Annotated in this window: 13 protein-coding genes and 14 tRNA genes; 18 read left to right on the top strand and 9 right to left on the bottom strand. The window is 70.5% G+C overall.

What is annotated here, in order from left to right; translation table 11 throughout:
- Positions 1–111 precede the first annotated feature (111 nt).
- The 16 genes from ACI1MP_RS21195 (at position 112) to ACI1MP_RS21120 (ending at position 4,242) form a co-directional block, all read left to right on the top strand.
- Entirely contained in the window at positions 112–714 is a 603-nt protein-coding gene (locus ACI1MP_RS21195; RefSeq protein WP_404869245.1) for a superoxide dismutase, read from the top strand.
- Between the two features lie 79 nt (positions 715–793).
- A complete protein-coding gene (gene sigJ, locus ACI1MP_RS21190; protein ID WP_404869244.1) occupies positions 794–1,687 on the top strand; it encodes an RNA polymerase sigma factor SigJ in 894 nt (297 codons plus the stop codon).
- A gap of 49 nt (positions 1,688–1,736) precedes the next feature.
- Entirely contained in the window at positions 1,737–2,522 is a 786-nt protein-coding gene (locus ACI1MP_RS21185; protein WP_404869243.1) for an SDR family oxidoreductase, read from the top strand.
- Between the two features lie 152 nt (positions 2,523–2,674).
- Positions 2,675–2,765: transfer RNA gene (locus ACI1MP_RS21180), tRNA-Phe, on the top strand.
- Between the two features lie 31 nt (positions 2,766–2,796).
- Positions 2,797–2,887 (top strand) — tRNA-Phe (locus ACI1MP_RS21175).
- A 31-nt stretch (positions 2,888–2,918) separates the two neighbouring features.
- Positions 2,919–3,009 (top strand) — tRNA-Phe (locus ACI1MP_RS21170).
- 31 nt (positions 3,010–3,040) lie between these two features.
- A tRNA-Phe gene (locus ACI1MP_RS21165) sits at positions 3,041–3,131 on the top strand.
- Positions 3,132–3,162: 31 nt separating this feature from the next.
- A tRNA-Phe gene (locus tag ACI1MP_RS21160) sits at positions 3,163–3,253 on the top strand.
- Positions 3,254–3,284: 31 nt separating this feature from the next.
- A tRNA-Phe gene (locus tag ACI1MP_RS21155) sits at positions 3,285–3,375 on the top strand.
- A gap of 31 nt (positions 3,376–3,406) precedes the next feature.
- Positions 3,407–3,497: transfer RNA gene (locus ACI1MP_RS21150), tRNA-Phe, on the top strand.
- Positions 3,498–3,528: 31 nt separating this feature from the next.
- Positions 3,529–3,619 (top strand) — tRNA-Phe (locus tag ACI1MP_RS21145).
- Positions 3,620–3,650: 31 nt separating this feature from the next.
- Positions 3,651–3,743 (top strand) — tRNA-OTHER (locus ACI1MP_RS21140).
- A 31-nt stretch (positions 3,744–3,774) separates the two neighbouring features.
- Positions 3,775–3,867, top strand: a tRNA-OTHER gene (locus ACI1MP_RS21135).
- A 32-nt stretch (positions 3,868–3,899) separates the two neighbouring features.
- Positions 3,900–3,992, top strand: a tRNA-OTHER gene (locus ACI1MP_RS21130).
- Between the two features lie 32 nt (positions 3,993–4,024).
- Positions 4,025–4,117, top strand: a tRNA-OTHER gene (locus ACI1MP_RS21125).
- A 32-nt stretch (positions 4,118–4,149) separates the two neighbouring features.
- A tRNA-Phe gene (locus tag ACI1MP_RS21120) sits at positions 4,150–4,242 on the top strand.
- Between the two features lies 1 nt (position 4,243).
- Here the strand turns inward: ACI1MP_RS21120 and ACI1MP_RS21115 are convergent.
- The gene (locus tag ACI1MP_RS21115; protein WP_404869242.1) at positions 4,244–4,891 is read right to left on the bottom strand and encodes a hypothetical protein; all 648 of its coding nucleotides are present in this window, start codon (positions 4,889–4,891) and stop codon (positions 4,244–4,246) included.
- A gap of 74 nt (positions 4,892–4,965) precedes the next feature.
- The gene (locus ACI1MP_RS21110; protein WP_404869241.1) at positions 4,966–5,895 is read right to left on the bottom strand and encodes a helix-turn-helix transcriptional regulator; all 930 of its coding nucleotides are present in this window, start codon (positions 5,893–5,895) and stop codon (positions 4,966–4,968) included.
- Between the two features lie 219 nt (positions 5,896–6,114).
- Here ACI1MP_RS21110 and ACI1MP_RS21105 point away from each other — a divergent pair, with 219 nt between their 5' ends.
- Together ACI1MP_RS21105 and ACI1MP_RS21100 are read left to right on the top strand one after the other, a co-directional pair.
- On the top strand, positions 6,115–7,596 hold the full coding sequence (locus tag ACI1MP_RS21105) for a DNA-3-methyladenine glycosylase 2 family protein (RefSeq protein WP_387996313.1): 1,482 nt from the start codon (positions 6,115–6,117) through the stop codon (positions 7,594–7,596).
- Positions 7,597–7,933: 337 nt separating this feature from the next.
- Positions 7,934–9,340, top strand: a complete 1,407-nt coding sequence (locus ACI1MP_RS21100; protein WP_404869240.1) for an APC family permease — start codon at positions 7,934–7,936, stop codon at positions 9,338–9,340.
- Between the two features lie 107 nt (positions 9,341–9,447).
- Here the strand turns inward: ACI1MP_RS21100 and ACI1MP_RS21095 are convergent, their stop codons facing one another.
- The 7 genes from ACI1MP_RS21095 to ACI1MP_RS21065 form a co-directional block, all read right to left on the bottom strand.
- Entirely contained in the window at positions 9,448–9,858 is a 411-nt protein-coding gene (locus ACI1MP_RS21095) for an SRPBCC family protein (protein WP_043914988.1), read from the bottom strand.
- Positions 9,859–10,183: 325 nt separating this feature from the next.
- On the bottom strand, positions 10,184–10,942 hold the full coding sequence (locus ACI1MP_RS21090; RefSeq protein ID WP_229848326.1) for an AfsR/SARP family transcriptional regulator: 759 nt from the start codon (positions 10,940–10,942) through the stop codon (positions 10,184–10,186).
- A 660-nt stretch (positions 10,943–11,602) separates the two neighbouring features.
- On the bottom strand, positions 11,603–12,439 hold the full coding sequence (locus tag ACI1MP_RS21085; protein ID WP_380335770.1) for an SDR family NAD(P)-dependent oxidoreductase: 837 nt from the start codon (positions 12,437–12,439) through the stop codon (positions 11,603–11,605).
- A 17-nt stretch (positions 12,440–12,456) separates the two neighbouring features.
- Positions 12,457–13,269 carry an alpha/beta fold hydrolase gene (locus ACI1MP_RS21080; protein WP_380335767.1) on the bottom strand — a complete coding sequence of 271 codons (813 nt, stop codon included), beginning with the start codon at positions 13,267–13,269 and terminating at the stop codon, positions 12,457–12,459.
- Complete coding sequence (locus tag ACI1MP_RS21075; RefSeq protein ID WP_380335765.1) at positions 13,266–14,537, bottom strand: LLM class flavin-dependent oxidoreductase; 1,272 nt, start codon at positions 14,535–14,537, stop codon at positions 13,266–13,268. Before ACI1MP_RS21075 ends, ACI1MP_RS21080 begins: the two co-directional genes overlap by 4 nt.
- Before the next feature lie 44 nt (positions 14,538–14,581).
- Complete coding sequence (locus ACI1MP_RS21070; RefSeq protein ID WP_189276581.1) at positions 14,582–14,962, bottom strand: hypothetical protein; 381 nt, start codon at positions 14,960–14,962, stop codon at positions 14,582–14,584.
- A gap of 74 nt (positions 14,963–15,036) precedes the next feature.
- Positions 15,037–15,122: transfer RNA gene (locus tag ACI1MP_RS21065), tRNA-OTHER, on the bottom strand.
- Positions 15,123–15,424 lie beyond the last annotated feature (302 nt).

Here is a 15,424-nt window from a genome sequence, read left to right as displayed (position 1 = left end):
CGACATGCGGCGACACCCGCCCTTAATGCCCTCCTGACGCTCTTGCAAAAGAGTTGCAATAGGGTGAGCCTCGCAACGGATCATCCGTCGACCGAGAGGGGCTGCTCACCCATGGGTGCCTACACGCTGCCTGACCTGCCCTACGACTACTCCGCCCTGGAGCGGGCGATGTCCGCCGAAATCCTGGAGCTCCACCACTCCAAGCACCACCAGGCGTACGTCAACGGCGCCAACCTGACGCTGGAACAGCTCGCCGAGGCCCGCGACAAGGAGCAGTTCGGCTCGCTGGTCGGCCTGCAGAAGACCCTCGCCTTCAACCTGTCCGGCCACGTCCTGCACTCGCTGTTCTGGCAGAACCTCTCCCCCGAGGGCGGCGACCGCCCGGAGGGCGCGCTCGCCGACGCCATCGCCGAGCACTTCGGCAGCTTCGAGGCGTTCAAGCAGCAGCTCACCACCGCCACCGTCGGCGTTCAGGGCTCCGGCTGGGGCATCCTCTCCTGGGAGCCGCTCGGCAAGCGCCTGATCGTCGAGCAGGTCTACGACCACCACGGCAACGTCGGCCAGGGCACCGTCCCGCTGCTCGCCTTCGACGCCTGGGAGCACGCGTACTACCTCCAGTACAAGAACGTCCGCCCCGACTACGTCACCCGCCTGTGGGACGTCGTCAACTGGCAGGACGTCACCACCCGCTTCGGCGCGGCCACTTCCGCCTGACCGGCGCACCTCCGCCGGGGCCCGCCAGCGGGGCGGGCCCCGGCACCGCCGTCCGTGCGGCCCCGCTACCGTGGGCGTCATGGACGCGGCACAGGAGTTCGAGACCCACCGCCCGCGGCTGTTCTCACTCGCGTACCGCATGCTCGGATCCGCCGCGGAGGCCGAGGACGCCGTGCAGGACGCCTACCTCCGCTGGCACCGCGCACTGCCCGGACAGGTCGCGGCGCCCGGGCCGTGGCTCAACAAGGTGCTCACCAACCTCTGCCTGAACCGGCTCACCTCCGCCCGGGCCCGGCGCGAGGAGTATCCGGGCAGCTGGCTTCCCGAACCGGTCGCCACCGGTGGCGGCGCCCTCGGGCCGATGGAGCACGCCGAACAGCGCGAAGCCGTGTCCTTCGCGGTCCTCACCCTGATGGAACGGCTCACCCCGCCGGAGCGGGCCGCGGTGGTGCTGCGCGACGCGTTCGCCTACAGCCACCGCGAGATCGCCGGCGTCCTGGACTGCTCCGAGCCCGCCGCCCGCCAGCTCTACCACCGCGGTCACCGGCATCTGAGCGACGACGCCCCGCACCCCGCGCCCGACCCGGCCCAGAACGCCGCCCTGCTGCAACGCTTCCTGTCCGCCGCGGCCGACGGCGCACTGGACCGGCTCGAAGCACTCCTCGCCGAACAGGTCGTGGTGTGGGCCGACGGCGGCGGCAAGGTCCGCTCCGCGATGCGCCCGGTCACCGGCCGGAACAACGCCGCCCGCTTCCTCGCCGGGCTGTTCGCCCGCTTCACCGGCGGCGTCCGGCTGGAGTTCGCCGAGGCCAACGGCTCTCCGGCGGTGCTGGGTTGGGAGGGCGACCGGCTCACCTCGGTCGGGTCCGTCGAGATCGGACCGGGCGGCGTCACCGCCGTCCGGATCCTGCGCAACCCCGACAAGCTCGCCCACTTCGCGGCCCACCACCGCCCGCTGTCACAGAACGCCTGACCGTCCGGTTCCTTCCTGCACAGACCCCTCCGGGAAGGAACCGACAGCCATGAACGAGCGCACCCTGCTGGTGACCGGCGCGACCGGCGTACTCGGCCGCGAAGTCCTGCGCCGGGCGCACGGAACCGGCCTCACCGTACGTGCCCTCACCCGCCGCACCACCCCGCCGGACGTCCCCGGCGCGAGCGGCACCGAGTGGCACACCGGCGACCTCCTCGCCAATGTCGGCCTGGACGCCGCGCTGATCGGCGTCGACACGGTGATCCACTGCGCCAGCGACCCGCGCCGCCCCAAGGACGACCTGCCGGCCTTCCGCCACCTGCTCGACGCGGCCCGCCGGGCCGGCGTCCGACACCTCGTCAACATCTCGATCGTCGGCGTCGACAAGGTCCCGCTCACGTACTACCGCGTCAAGCTGGAGGTCGAACGCCTGCTCGCCGCGTCCGACCTCGGCTGGAGCAACCTGCGCGCCACCCAGTTCCCGGCGCTCCTCGACGGCATGCTCAGCAGCCTCGCCCGGCTGCCCGTCCTCCCCATGCCGGCCGACACCCCCTGCCAGCCCGTCCACCCCGCCGAGGTCGCCGACCGCCTGGTCACCCTCGCGCTCGGCCAACCCGTCGGCCACGCACCCGAGTTCGGCGGCCCCGAGATCCGTCCCGCCACCGACCTCGCCGCCGGTTGGCTCCGCGCCACCCACCCGCGCCGTCGCCGCGTCCTCCCCATCCACCTTCCCGGCCGGGTCGGCACCGCCCTCCGCCAGGGCCACCTCACCACCCCGGCCCACGCCGACGGCACCGCCACCTGGGCCGACTACCTGGCCACCCGCACCTCCTGACCCCGCCGGGGCGGGGCCGCACACGCGCTTTCCGAAAGGCCCCGCCCGGGTTACGACGAGCTGTCAGAAGGATGTCAGCGCCGTCTAAGCGGCGTCTGGCATTGTTATCCATGTGAACGGCGCGGGGAAAACAAAAACCGGGCCGGGAACAAGGAGAGGTGCCCGGAGCGGCTTATCGGGGACCGGGGCGAAAGCCCCAGCCGGGCGCTCGCGCCCACGCAGGTTCGAATCCTGCCCTCTCCGCGCAAACAGCCCGGAAACGGGTTGGAAGCAAGGAGAGGTGCCCGGAGCGGCTTATCGGGGACCGGGGCGAAAGCCCCAGCCGGGCGCTTGCGCCCACGCAGGTTCGAATCCTGCCCTCTCCGCGCAAACAGCCCGGAAACGGGTTGGAAGCAAGGAGAGGTGCCCGGAGCGGCTTATCGGGGACCGGGGCGAAAGCCCCAGCCGGGCGCTTGCGCCCACGCAGGTTCGAATCCTGCCCTCTCCGCGCAAACAGCCCGGAAACGGGTTGGAAGCAAGGAGAGGTGCCCGGAGCGGCTTATCGGGGACCGGGGCGAAAGCCCCAGCCGGGCGCTTGCGCCCACGCAGGTTCGAATCCTGCCCTCTCCGCGCAAACAGCCCGGAAACGGGTTGGAAGCAAGGAGAGGTGCCCGGAGCGGCTTATCGGGGACCGGGGCGAAAGCCCCAGCCGGGCGCTTGCGCCCACGCAGGTTCGAATCCTGCCCTCTCCGCGCAAACAGCCCGGAAACGGGTTGGAAGCAAGGAGAGGTGCCCGGAGCGGCTTATCGGGGACCGGGGCGAAAGCCCCAGCCGGGCGTTCGCGCCCACGCAGGTTCGAATCCTGCCCTCTCCGCGCAAACAGCCCGGAAACGGGTTGGAAGCAAGGAGAGGTGCCCGGAGCGGCTTATCGGGGACCGGGGCGAAAGCCCCAGCCGGGCGTTCGCGCCCACGCAGGTTCGAATCCTGCCCTCTCCGCGCAAACAGCCCGGAAACGGGTTGGAAGCAAGGAGAGGTGCCCGGAGCGGCTTATCGGGGACCGGGGCGAAAGCCCCAGCCGGGCGTTCGCGCCCACGCAGGTTCGAATCCTGCCCTCTCCGCGCAAACAGCCCGGAAACGGGTTGGAAGCAAGGAGAGGTGCCCGGAGCGGCTTATCGGGGACCGGGGCCTAAAAACCCCAGCCGGGCGTTCGCGCCCACGCAGGTTCGAATCCTGCCCTCTCCGCGCAAACAGCCCGGAAACGGGTTGGAAGCAAGGAGAGGTGCCCGGAGCGGCTTATCGGGGACCGGGGCCTAAAAACCCCAGCCGGGCGTTCGCGCCCACGCAGGTTCGAATCCTGCCCTCTCCGCGCAAACGACCCGGAACCCGGGTTGGAAGCAAGGAGAGGTGCCCGGAGCGGCTTATCGGGGACCGGGGCCTAAAAACCCCAGCCGGGCGCACGCGCCCACGCAGGTTCGAATCCTGCCCTCTCCGCGCAAACGACCCGGAACCCGGGTTGGAAGCAAGGAGAGGTGCCCGGAGCGGCTTATCGGGGACCGGGGCCTAAAAACCCCAGCCGGGCGCACGCGCCCACGCAGGTTCGAATCCTGCCCTCTCCGCGCAAACAGCCCGGAACCCGGGTTGGAAGCAAGGAGAGGTGCCCGGAGCGGCTTATCGGGGACCAGGGCCTAAAAACCCCAGCCGGGCGCACGCGCCCACGCAGGTTCGAATCCTGCCCTCTCCGCCTACACGGTGCCGCAGTCCGGCAGGGCGTCGGTGTTCTCGGCGATGTCGAGGTCCCACACGTACCCGGCGCTGTTGGCCCACTGGACGCCGTTGCGGCCGGGGCGTTCGATGACCAGGTCCATCCGCTTGCCGTTGTTGTCGTTGACCTTGCAGATGCCCTCCACGTCGTCGCCGGCCCAGGCGACCCCGACGCCCGGGGTGCTCAGCCCCTGGCCCGAGTAGATCGTGGTGTTGCGGATCGGCGTGACCCTGGGGCCGTAGCTCAGGCAGAGGGGGAAGCCAGCGGTGTACTGGATGATGAAGTCGTCCCAGATGTAGCCGGCGGTGTTGGCCCACTGGACACCGTTGCGGCCCGGGCGCTCGATGCCCAGGATCAGGCGCTTGTTGTTGTTGTCGAAGATCTGGCAGATGCCGGCCACGTTGTCACCGGCCCAGGCGACGCCGACACTCGGGGTGCTCAGCCCGGGGCCGAAATACAGTGGGGTGTCGACCCGCGTGGTGACCCGGGTACCGATTCCCAGGAGGCCGGCCTGGCTCTGCTGTCCCGCCGGGGCGGGCGTCGCCGAGACGGGTGTCGCCGCGACGGAGACGCCGGCCGCAGCCAGACAGAGCGCGCCGAGTGCGGTCGCGGTCCTCGTCCTGATCATGAACGTTCCCTCCACTCTCCGATGTTCGTGACAGTTGGTGAGTCGCCGTTCCGTGGTTCAGCAGGGGGCAGCACTCATTCTGGTGACGGCGGCGGCCGCGGCGTTGAATTTTCTTGCTCGGTTCCGGCCGGAGGCGCCGTCCCCCGCAGTGCGGCCCTGACGACCTTGGGGAGCGCGCCGGCGTGCTGGCGGAACACCCGCGTCAGGTGGGCCTGGTCGGCGAAGCCGTACTTCGCGGCCAGCTCCCGCAGCGGCCGGCCGCCGCCGAGCTCCTCCACCACCGCCCGCACCCGGAGTTGGTTCCGGTAGCCGGTGAGCGTGCGGCCGGTGACCGCCCGGAACACCCTGCTGAGGTGGAACGGCGAGCAACCGACCAGGCGGCTGATCTCCTCCAGGCCCGCGGTCGGCAGCCCGTCGATCAGTGCCGCGCACGCCTGGTGGGCGAGCCTGCGGTGCGCCACCACCGTGGAGGCGCGCCGTGGGCAGGGGGCAGGCTCGCGACCGCCGACCAGCCCGGCCATCAGACGGTTGGCCCGCTCCGCCACCTCGAACGGATCCGCCCCGGCCCGGCAGGCGGCGACCAGCCCCCGATGGGCCAGGTCGAGGCCCGCGTCCACCGGCAGGACCCGCGGCCCGGCCCCGCCCGGACACTCCCCGTGGACGTCCTGGTGGAACTGCAGCACGGTGCTCAGGTCGGGGAGGCGGGCCAGGTGCGCGACGGCGGCGTCGTCCCCGCGGCGCAGCAGGAAGCCCGTGGTCGGGTCGACGAACTCCTCGCGTCCGCCGACCCGCAGCACCAGGCCCCCCGTGCGGATCAGCGACACGACGAGCACCGTCTCGTCCGGCTCCCCGGTCACCGCCGTCCGGAACGACCGGTGGTCCTCGAAGCACGCCAGCTCGGTGATCCGCAGGCCCGCCTGCTGGGCGAGCCGCGTCCGCCGCACCGGCTCGTCGCCGGAAGGCCTCCGCCGTCCGTGGTGCGCCGTCCGGAGATCCCGCGCCATGTCGCCCGCCCTCGGCGTTCGAACCCAGTTCCTCGGACCTGCAGTGTGGCGGCGTCCGGCCGCCCGCATCCGGGGCGACGGGGCGGTTGGCGTGGACCGACCCAAAGATGACCTGAACGCGCCAATACTCTGGCCGACACCTTGTCCCCACCAGGCCGGAGCACCGGGCATTCCGCCGTTCGGGCCCCGGGCCGCCCGGTCTTGAAGCACCCTGAGCATGTGCACGAATACACCGAGCGATGTATCCGAGCCGTCCAGTCCAAGGACGCACGGTTCGACGGATGGTTCTTCGTCGCCGTGCTGACGACGAAGATCTACTGCCGGCCGAGCTGCCCGGTCTCGCCGCCGAAGCCGCAGAACATGAGGTTCTACTCCAGTGCGGCGGCAGCCCAGCAGGCCGGGTTCCGGGCGTGCAAGCGCTGTCGGCCCGACGCGGCTCCGGGCTCCCCCGAGTGGAACGAGCGCGCGGACCTGGTGGCGCGGGCGATCCGGCTGATCAAGGACGGCGTCGTCGACCGGGAAGGGGTGCCCGGGCTGGCCGCGTACCTGGGGTACAGCACCCGCCAGGTCGAACGGCAGCTGCGCGCCGAGGTCGGTGCGGGGCCGCTGGCGCTGGCCCGGGCCCAACGGGCGCAGGCCGCCCGGCTGTTGATCGAGACCAGCACCCTGCCGATGGCCGAGGTCGCGTTCGCGTCGGGCTTCTCCTCCATCCGGTCGTTCAACGACACCGTGCAGGCGGTGTTCGCCCTGTCGCCCACCGAGCTCCGCCGGCGCACCCGACCCACCGACGTCGCGGGGACGTTGACGCTGCGGCTGCCGTTCCGGGCGCCGCTGTGCGCCGACAGTCTCTTCGGCCGGCTGGCGGCCGCGGCGGTCCCCGGGGTCGAGGAGTGGCGGTCCGGCGCGTACCGCCGGACGCTGCGGCTGCCCCGCGGCCACGGGATCGTCGAACTGCGCCCCACCGCCTCGGCCTTCGTCGAGTGCCGGCTCACGCTCTCCGACCTGCGGGACCTGACCGCGGCGATCAACCGGTGCCGCTGGATGCTGGACCTGGACGCCGATCCCGCCGCCGTGGACGAACTGCTGGTCGAGGACCCGCTGTTGGCGCCGCTGGTGCGCAAGAACCCGGGGCGGCGGGTGCCGCGCACCGTCGACGGGGAGGAGTACGCGATCCGCGCGCTGCTCGGCCAGCACGTCTCGGCGGCGACCGCCCGTGACCGTGCGGCCCGGCTGGCGGCGGTCCACGGCCTGCCGGTGACGGACCCGGGCGGCGGCCTGTCCCGACTGTTCCCGGCCCCCGCCGAGCTGGTCGGCCTCGGACCGGCCGCGAGCGTGCCGCCGGACCGGCCGCACGGAGCGTTCCCTCGGCTCGTCGAGGCGCTGGCGGACGGCACGGTCGACGTCAGCAGGGGCAGCGACTGGCTGCGCGCGCGGGCGCAGCTGACCGCCATCCCGGGCATCGAGCCGGAGACGGTCGAGGTCGTCGCCATGGGCGCGCTCGGCGACCCCGACGCGTTCACCACGGGCGGCCCGGGCGTGCGAACCGCCGCCGTCGAGCTCGGGCTCCCCGCGACGCCCGCCGCGCTGGCCCGCCACGCCGCTGCCTGGCGCCCCTGGCGTGCCTACGCGCTGCAGCACCTGTGGGCGACGGACAGCCTGGCGGCGGCTCCGCTCGACCAGGAATGCTGCGGGGTCTGCTGAAACCTGCGGAAATGGCGTCCGGAATTCCGACGGCACACTGACGAAGCGCTGTCAATCGACCATCAGTGCATGATCAGACGTCGGTCAGAAGGTCTGTGGAATGCTCGTTCCTGCCATCCGCAGGCCTCAGCGGAAATCCGGAGATCACCTGTCGGCCGTTTTCCTGCCCGGCCGACCGAAGTCGGCCGTCCGGGCGCTTCCCGATCGCAACAGCCGGGAGAAAACGAACTCCGCGCCTCTCGCATCCCTTATCGCAGGAGCACCCGTGGCCACTACCAGTTCCCGCCCCCAACCAGTGCGTCTGCTGCGCACCTTCACCACGCCGAAGATCGTATTCATGATCATCGCAGCGGCCGCGCCACTCGCCGCGATGCTCACCACCGTGCCGCTGTCCTTTTCGATCGGCAATGGACCGGGCGTGCCGGCGCTGTTCGTCTTCGCCGGGCTGACGCTGCTCTGTTTCAGTTCCGGTTACGCCGCCATCAGCAGCCGGATCAGCCACGCGGGCGGGTTCTACACCTATATCGCCCACGGCCTGGGAAGGCCGCCGGCCGTCAGCGGCGGAATCATCGCCGTCATCGCCTACAACACCGTCACGGTCGGCGTGCTCGGCGCCTTCGCGTACTTCGCCCAGGCGCTCGCCGCGTCGCACGGTCTCAACCTGCCGTGGGAGGTGTGGGCCGCCGCGGGCCTGGTGGTGGTGGGCGTGCTCGGGTACCGGCACGTGGAGCTCAGCGCCCGGGTGCTGGCGGTGCTCATGATCTGCGAGATCGTCATCCTGTTCGCCCTCGACGTGGCGATCCTCGCCCGTCACGGCTTCTCCGCCATGCCCGCCGCGTCCTTCGCGCCGCACAACATCTTCGCCCCGGGTTTCGGCGTCTCGATGATGTTCGGCATGGCGTCGTTCATCGGCTTCGAGTCGGCGGGCCTGTACGCCGAGGAGACCCGCAACCCCGAGCGGAGCGTTCCGCGGGCCACGATCATCGCGGTGGTCCTGATCGCGACGTTCTACGGCGCCACCAGCTGGCTCGCGGTCGGCGCCGTCGGCCCGTCGAAGATCCAGGCGACGGCGACCGCGGACCTGGGGGACATGTTCTTCAACCTCAGCGACGAGTACCTGAATTCGGCCACCACCACGGTGATGCAGGTCCTGCTCTGCACCAGCGTGCTCGGCGCCTGGCTGGCCCTGCACAACGCGGCCAACCGGTACATGTTCGTGCTGGGCCGTGACGGCCTGCTGCCGGGCCGCCTGGCCGCGGTGCACCCCAAGTACAAGGCCATCCACCGGGCCAGCGTCGTCCAGAGCGTGTTCAGCGCCGTCGTCGTCGCGGCCTTCGCCCTCGCCGGCCTGGATCCCTACCTCAACATGTCCACCAGCATGCTGGGCATCGGCACCCTCGGCATCGTGGTGCTCCAGGCGATGGCCTCGGTCGCCGTGCTCGGCTACTACCGCAAGCGCAAGGGCGGGTGGTGGCAGACCAGGATCGCTCCGGTGCTCGGCGCGGCCGGGCTGGTCACGGCCGCCGTCCTCGTCGTCCGCAACTTCGCGGTCCTCACCGGCACGACCAACCCGGTGGTCACCGCACTGCCCTGGGCGCTGCTGGTGGTGGGTGTCGGCGGACTCGGCTACGCGTACTGGATCCGGTCGGCCCATCCCGAGCGCTACGCGGCCCTGGCGCAGCCGGAGGAGTCCGCGGACGGCCCCGCCGTCGAGGCCCTGGCCGACGTCCGCTCCGCGGCGTAGCCGGCGCACCCGCACCCGCACCCGCACCACGGAACCGCCCCAGCCCGGTCCGGCCGCCCTTGAGAGGCGCGGCCGTCCGGAGCTGGGGCGGTTCGGTCCTGGAGGGCCTACGCCTGCCCGGCCGACAGGGTCTCGCGGATGACGGCCAGTCCGTCCGCCATGGTCGCGGCGAGTGGCGGCGCCAGCTCGTCCGGCAGGACGTCGCGGATCCAGACCAGCCGGCTGAGCCGTTCGCTCTCGGCGACGACCTGGAGGGAGGCGTTGTCGTGCAACGGCCGCACGGTGCCGCCGATGACCGCCCAGACGATCCGCTGGGCCTCGTGGTCCAGGCTGACGAGCCGCTCGTCGATCACGTCGCCGTTGGCGAACGTGACCGTTCGGACGTCGTCGGCCGTCAGCTCCGTCCCGGTGACGAAGCCCGGTGCCATCCGCGGCGGGCCCTGCTCGAAGTCGCCGATCACCGCCCAGACTTCGGCGGCGTCCGCCTCGATCACGGTCTCCAGCACGATCGAAGCCACGACCGCCTCATTTCTTCCGCGTGCTCGCCCCGCCGCCTGCCGTGACGGTTTCAGGGCTTCGTCGGCGGGCTCAACGAGGCATTCCGGACCACGAAACCGGGTCGGCGGCCGTCACCACCCGTTCGTCGAAGCACGGTGCGGCCTCGTACCGGCATCAGGTACCGGCCGAGGCACCGTCGGTGCCCTTGACGTGTCCAACGTGGTGGCGCGTCTCGCGGAGTGGGCCGCCCGGGAGTGCGAGGCGGCCGGCGGTCGCCCCGGATCCGGGGCGGGCGGGGTGGGCGGCACGGGGCCGCGTTCACGGCGCGGCATCGGCCCCGCCGGGCTACACCCGCACTCCGACGGGCCGGATCATCGGCGACTCCTCCAGCAGCGCCAGGTCGTGCTCCAGGACGGCGCTCTCGTACATCCTCAGCATCGGCGAGGGGTCGACCCCGAGCTCCTCGTTGAGGCGGTGGCGGAAGTCGCGGTAGACGTTGAGCGCGTCGATCTGCCGGCCCGACCGGTACAGGGCCACCATCAGCTGGCGGCAGAACTGCTCCTGCATCGGGTTCTGCGCCAGGGTCTCCGTCACCTCGGGAATGATCCGGTTGTGGCCGCCCGCCCTGAGCTCCAGGTCGTAGAGCAGCTCCAGCGCGGATAAGCGCGACTCCTCGTACTTGGACGCCGCGGTCTGGCACAGCGGCCCCGTCGCCAGCCCTCCGAACACCGGTCCCCGCCACAGGGCGAGGATGCCCCGGAGCTCGGCGATACATCGGTCGAGTCTGTCGCAGACCCGGCCCCGGATGACGTCGACGGTGTCGAGGAAGACCTGCGCGTCGAGCTCACCCGGCTGCAGGCTGAACTGGTAGCCGGAGACGCTCGTGACGATGCGCGACGCACCGTCCTGCTCCGTTCGTGCCAGGCTGCGGCGGAGCCTGCTGATCTGGGCCTGCAGCGCGTTGTGCATCTTCGTCGGCGGCGTGGTCCCCCACAGCTCCTCCGCCAGCGAGTCCACGGTGACCAGCCTGCCGGCCGCCGCCATGAACGAGGCGAACAGCAACTCCTGGACCGCCCCCTTGGGCCGAACCGTGTGGTGGCCCACCTTGATTTCCGACGGCCCAAGCACGAAGAAACGCATTAAAGCCCCTCCCATCCTGATAGCGACCGGTCCTGCGAACGAATCGTCGACACCCCTTCGACGCGCTGGAGCCCGACGGGCTCACGCTGCGAGACGCGAAAGGCAGCGATACACAGCCCTGCGCCGAACACACCCCCCTCTGCCCGATCGCACAGGTTATTCACTTCAGGCCCGCACCCTTGAGGTGCCCGCGGTATGCAATCTCCCCACAAGACAATCATTTAATCGGCTTCTTGCATAGCTCTTTGATGGCCGCCGCGCGATCCGGCCACCAGTGGCGTGAAGCACCCCTGCAATACTCCCGCAATATTGCAGGTGGCAGCGCAGGTGTCGATGCCGAGGGCCCTCAGCGGCCCCGTGACGCGCGTCAACCGGCCCCTTCGAGCCACTCGGACGCACCCTCGCCCCGCCCGTCCGACCGGCGATATTGGATGATTGTCCGGCTTCCCCCTGGCCGGCCATGGAGGGCCGCAACAGACGAACGGCCGCCTCCCTGTGGAGACGGCCGTTCACGGGTGCGCACGGGGGCGACGATCACCCGATGACGCGATGGCTGAAATCAGTGCCCGGATTCACCGGTCGACGACCGATACTGACGATTCGTCAGTTGTCATGTCGATCATGTTACTTGCATCTGAGGCGACTGTCCGGGACGCCGGCCCCGGCCGATCCGCGCCCGGCCCCGTGGAGGACCGCGGCGCCGCCGTAGAAGGAGGAGACCCCGCCGTCGATGACGACGGACGAGCCCGTCATGAACCGCGAAGCGTCGCTGGCCAGGTAAAGCGCCAGGCCGACCAGGTCCTCCGGGGTGGCGAACCTCCCGGCCGGGATCACCTCCATGAGGCGCTCGGACAGCTCGTGGTGCCCGACCAGGGGCTTGGTCAGGTCGGTCTCCACCCAGCCGGCCGTGATCGCGTTGACCCGCACCCCGGAAGCCGCCCACTCCGCCGCGAGCGAATGGGTGAGCGCGGTCACCGCGGCCTTCGAAACGGCATAGGGGGAGTAATTCGGGAGGCCGGCTTTTCCGCCGATCGAGGAGATGTTGATAATCGACCCCTGGCCACGCCCGACCATGTCGGGGCCGACCAGGCGGCACACCTCAAGAACGGATTCGAAATTGAGCCGCATTTCCCGCTGCCACTGCTCGGTCGTGGCTTCGTGGAACGGCCCGGAGTAGGTGATTCCTCCAGCGTTGTTCACCACGACGTCCAGCGGGCCGAGTTCCGCGACGGCCTTCCCGATGCTCGCCTCGATCTGCTCCGGATCCTCGATGTCGCAGACCAGTGCGGCGACCCGGCCGCCGAACTCCTCGGCCGCAGCCGCCGTCGCTCTCAACTGCTCGGCTCCCCGAGCAAGGAGGGCGACGTCGGCCCCGGCTTCGGCAAGACCGAGGGCGATCGCCCTGCCGATCCCGCGTGAAGCACCTGTCACCAGGGCGGTCTTCCCGGAGAGACTCAGCATGGGCGCGCCTCGGTCCTTCACCTCAGGAACTCGTCGACGGCCACCGTGGCCTCCTTGAACTGCTCCAGCTGCGGAAGGTGGCCGGCGGCGTCGAGCACCACGGCCCGGCTGCCGGTGACGAGTCCGGCGAACTCCTCCGCGTACTCCGCCGACATCAGGCGGTCCCCGCTGCCCCAGACGATCAGCGTCGCCGCCGTCACGCGGTGCAGCCGCGACCGCAGTCCGCGGTCGGGGATCGGCCAGAGGAACTTGGCCGTGCTGCCGATGGACCACACCATGCCGCCGATGACCTCGACGGCCACCGCGGGATCGGCCGGCGGCGTCAGCGCGGCCTGGGCCACCTCGCCCGTCGGGTCGAGGAAGAGCAGGCCCGCCAGCTCCTCCGCGGAGGCGGCCGCCAGGCTCCCGACCGGCAGGTCGTCCCGCCACAGCCCGAGCGGCGCGATCAGCACCAGCCGCGAGGGCAGCGCCGGGAAGTGCGCGGCCAGTTCCGCGGCGAGCATGCCGCCGAAGTCGTGCCCGACGATCACCGGGTCGACCAGGCCGAGCCGCCGGCACAGCTCCTCGTAGGCGAGGACCACGTCGGACAGGTCGTCGATCACGTGGATGGCGTCCGGCTCACCGGCGGTGGTGCCGGGGAACTCCGGGGCGTAGACGGTGTACTGCTCCGCCAGGTGCGCCAGGAACGGGTCCCAGACCAGCCCGGTGGAGCCGTGCAGGTAGAGCAGCGGAGCGCCGCGGCCCGCCACCTTCACCCGCAGCGTCAGCCGCCCGTCCCAGAGTTCGACGCTCTCCTCGCGCGGCTCGCCGCTGAAGGAATCCGTGGTCATGAGGCCTCCGCCTTCCGTGCCGACGCTCCGCCTTCCGCCACCGGAAGCGGTGTGCCGCCCAGGCGCTCCGGCCACCAGTGGTGGCTGAACCCGTCGTCCTTCCACAGCTTGCGCAGGTGCGGCAGGACCTCCTCGGCGAACAGGTTGATGTTCTTCTCCGCGAGCGCCTTCGGCAGCGACCCGAAGCCGAGCATCGCGTGCAGGTTGCCGATGCCGTACTCCCGGCAGTACGAGATCAGCTGGTCCCGCACGGTCGCCGGGCTGCCCGCGATGACGGTGCCGGCCTCGACGAGCTCCCGGTAACTGGCCGTCCGCATCTGGCTGTACAGGCCGAAGTCGCCCGGGTCGCGCAGCAGGGCCTTGACGCCGTGGATGTTCACGCCGCCGGCGATCGCCAGCTTCTCGGGCGGGATCGCCCCCAGGCCCTTGCGGTAGGTGTACTCGACGTGCTCGGCGTACTCCTGCTCCGCGCGCTCGTCGGTCTCGCTGACCGCGATCGTCTGCAGGAAGCCCATCCGGTACGGGTTCCGCTCCAGGCCCAGTTCGTCCGCGATCTCCCAGAACCGGCTGAAGATCCGAGGTCCGGTGAGCTTCGCCCCGGCGAACCCGAAGTAGTTGAACCCGAAGCCGCGCTCCAGGGTCATCTGCATCGTCTTCGGGTTGCCGATGCCGGTGATCCAGACCGGCGGCCGGCTCTGCAGCGGCCGCGGCCAGATGTTCACCTGCGGGTACTGGGCGTACCGGCCGTTCCAGGCGAACGGCTCACGGTCCTCCCAGGCCCGCAGCACCAGGTCGAGGTTCTCCTCGAAACGGCCGCGCACCTCCACCGGCGGGATGCCGTTGTTGATGCTGGCGTCGTAGCTGAGACCGACCGGGAAGCCCGCGAGGAGCCGGCCGTTGCTCATGACGTCGAGCATCGCGTATTCCTCGGCCACCCGGACCGGCTCGCGCGTCTTGCCCAGCGAACGCCCCATCGGGAAGATCCCGACGTCGAGCCCCTGGCTCTGGGTGGCGTAGGCGATCGCGCTCGCCACCAGGTTGGGGTTCGGCATCAGGTCGTACGAGCTCTGGGCGTGCTCGTTGACGGCGATGCCGTCGAACCCCGCCCTGGCGCCGATCATCAACTCGTCGATGTGATCGGTGAACGAGCTGAAGACGCCCTCGGGAGTCGTCAGGCCGTAAGGCGTGTCGCACACCGAGTTGTGGTGCTTTTCGAAGTCCGACGGCAGGAACCGGTACGGCGCCTGCTCGAACAGAGTGACCTTCATCTACTCTCCAACGGTCCGGTTGCAGCGCGCCGCCGCACTGAGCATCAGAGCTGGGTAACGATGAGCAGCGAGTCGCCGATGCACCGCGTCGAGTGGCCCTTGCCGGTGGTGTCCTCCACCAGGACGCTGCCACCCGGCAGGAAGCGGCGCTTCTCGCCGTCGCTGACGCCGACCTCCAGCTCGCCCTGGAGCAGCGTCATGATCTGCCGACGGGGCGCCGGGTGGAAGTCACCGAAGTAGCCGTCGGGGCAGAGCAGGTACACGCTCGCGCGGGCCTCGGCCGGCGCCGAGAGGAACATCGAGGGGGCCGGCGGGGCGAAGTTCACCTCGTTGAGGTCCAGCTTCTCCTCGACGAAGTGGCTCTCGCCGGCCTCGTCGGTGAACAGGCGAGTCACGTTGATTGTGCGGGTCACGGTCTCCGACATCGCTTCTCCTCGGCAAGGCGATTATCTGCTGACACGAAACTGTGGCGAGCCGGCACCCCGACTCGCCACAGCTGCGGAGAGGGCAGGATTCGAACCTGCGAGGACAAAAGCCCTTTCCTGCCGAAACAGGAATCCGATAGGCCGCTACGGCTACCTCTCCTTGCGAAGCCCGGCTATCTCCGCCGTGTTCCGCCGCTTGCTGAGGAAAACTATGGCACGGCCCGCTGACGCAGTGCTGATGAGCTTCTGATGTGCTCGACTCCCCGGATTCCTCCGCGGGTTCGCGGGTTTCGTCAGCCTCTCATCAGCCGTGCGTCAACCACCTCTGATTCACTCGGTCCGATGCCGGCACCTCACCAGTTCCCGGAACCGGAGATGAGAAAGCGGATGACACATTCCCACGCGACTCTGCAAGAGCTTCGGGACACTCCGAAGCTCGATCGGCCGGACGCGCTGGAGCAG

This window comes from Kitasatospora griseola (assembly GCF_044999035.1).
Classification (GTDB): domain Bacteria; phylum Actinomycetota; class Actinomycetes; order Streptomycetales; family Streptomycetaceae; genus Kitasatospora; species Kitasatospora griseola.
The sequence above is the reverse complement of the archived record's forward strand: the minus strand, read 5'-3'. Positions and strand labels throughout refer to the sequence as shown.

Coding starts and splice junctions, on each gene's coding strand:
- ACI1MP_RS21195 (WP_404869245.1), top strand. CDS start 112: ATGGGTGCCTACACGCTGCCTGACCTGCCCTACGACTACTCCGCCCTG.
- sigJ (WP_404869244.1), top strand. CDS start 794: ATGGACGCGGCACAGGAGTTCGAGACCCACCGCCCGCGGCTGTTCTCA.
- ACI1MP_RS21185 (WP_404869243.1), top strand. CDS start 1,737: ATGAACGAGCGCACCCTGCTGGTGACCGGCGCGACCGGCGTACTCGGC.
- ACI1MP_RS21115 (WP_404869242.1), bottom strand. CDS start 4,891: ATGATCAGGACGAGGACCGCGACCGCACTCGGCGCGCTCTGTCTGGCT.
- ACI1MP_RS21110 (WP_404869241.1), bottom strand. CDS start 5,895: ATGGCGCGGGATCTCCGGACGGCGCACCACGGACGGCGGAGGCCTTCC.
- ACI1MP_RS21100 (WP_404869240.1), top strand. CDS start 7,934: ATGATCATCGCAGCGGCCGCGCCACTCGCCGCGATGCTCACCACCGTG.
- ACI1MP_RS21085 (WP_380335770.1), bottom strand. CDS start 12,439: ATGCTGAGTCTCTCCGGGAAGACCGCCCTGGTGACAGGTGCTTCACGC.
- ACI1MP_RS21080 (WP_380335767.1), bottom strand. CDS start 13,269: ATGACCACGGATTCCTTCAGCGGCGAGCCGCGCGAGGAGAGCGTCGAA.
- ACI1MP_RS21075 (WP_380335765.1), bottom strand. CDS start 14,537: ATGAAGGTCACTCTGTTCGAGCAGGCGCCGTACCGGTTCCTGCCGTCG.
- ACI1MP_RS21070 (WP_189276581.1), bottom strand. CDS start 14,962: ATGTCGGAGACCGTGACCCGCACAATCAACGTGACTCGCCTGTTCACC.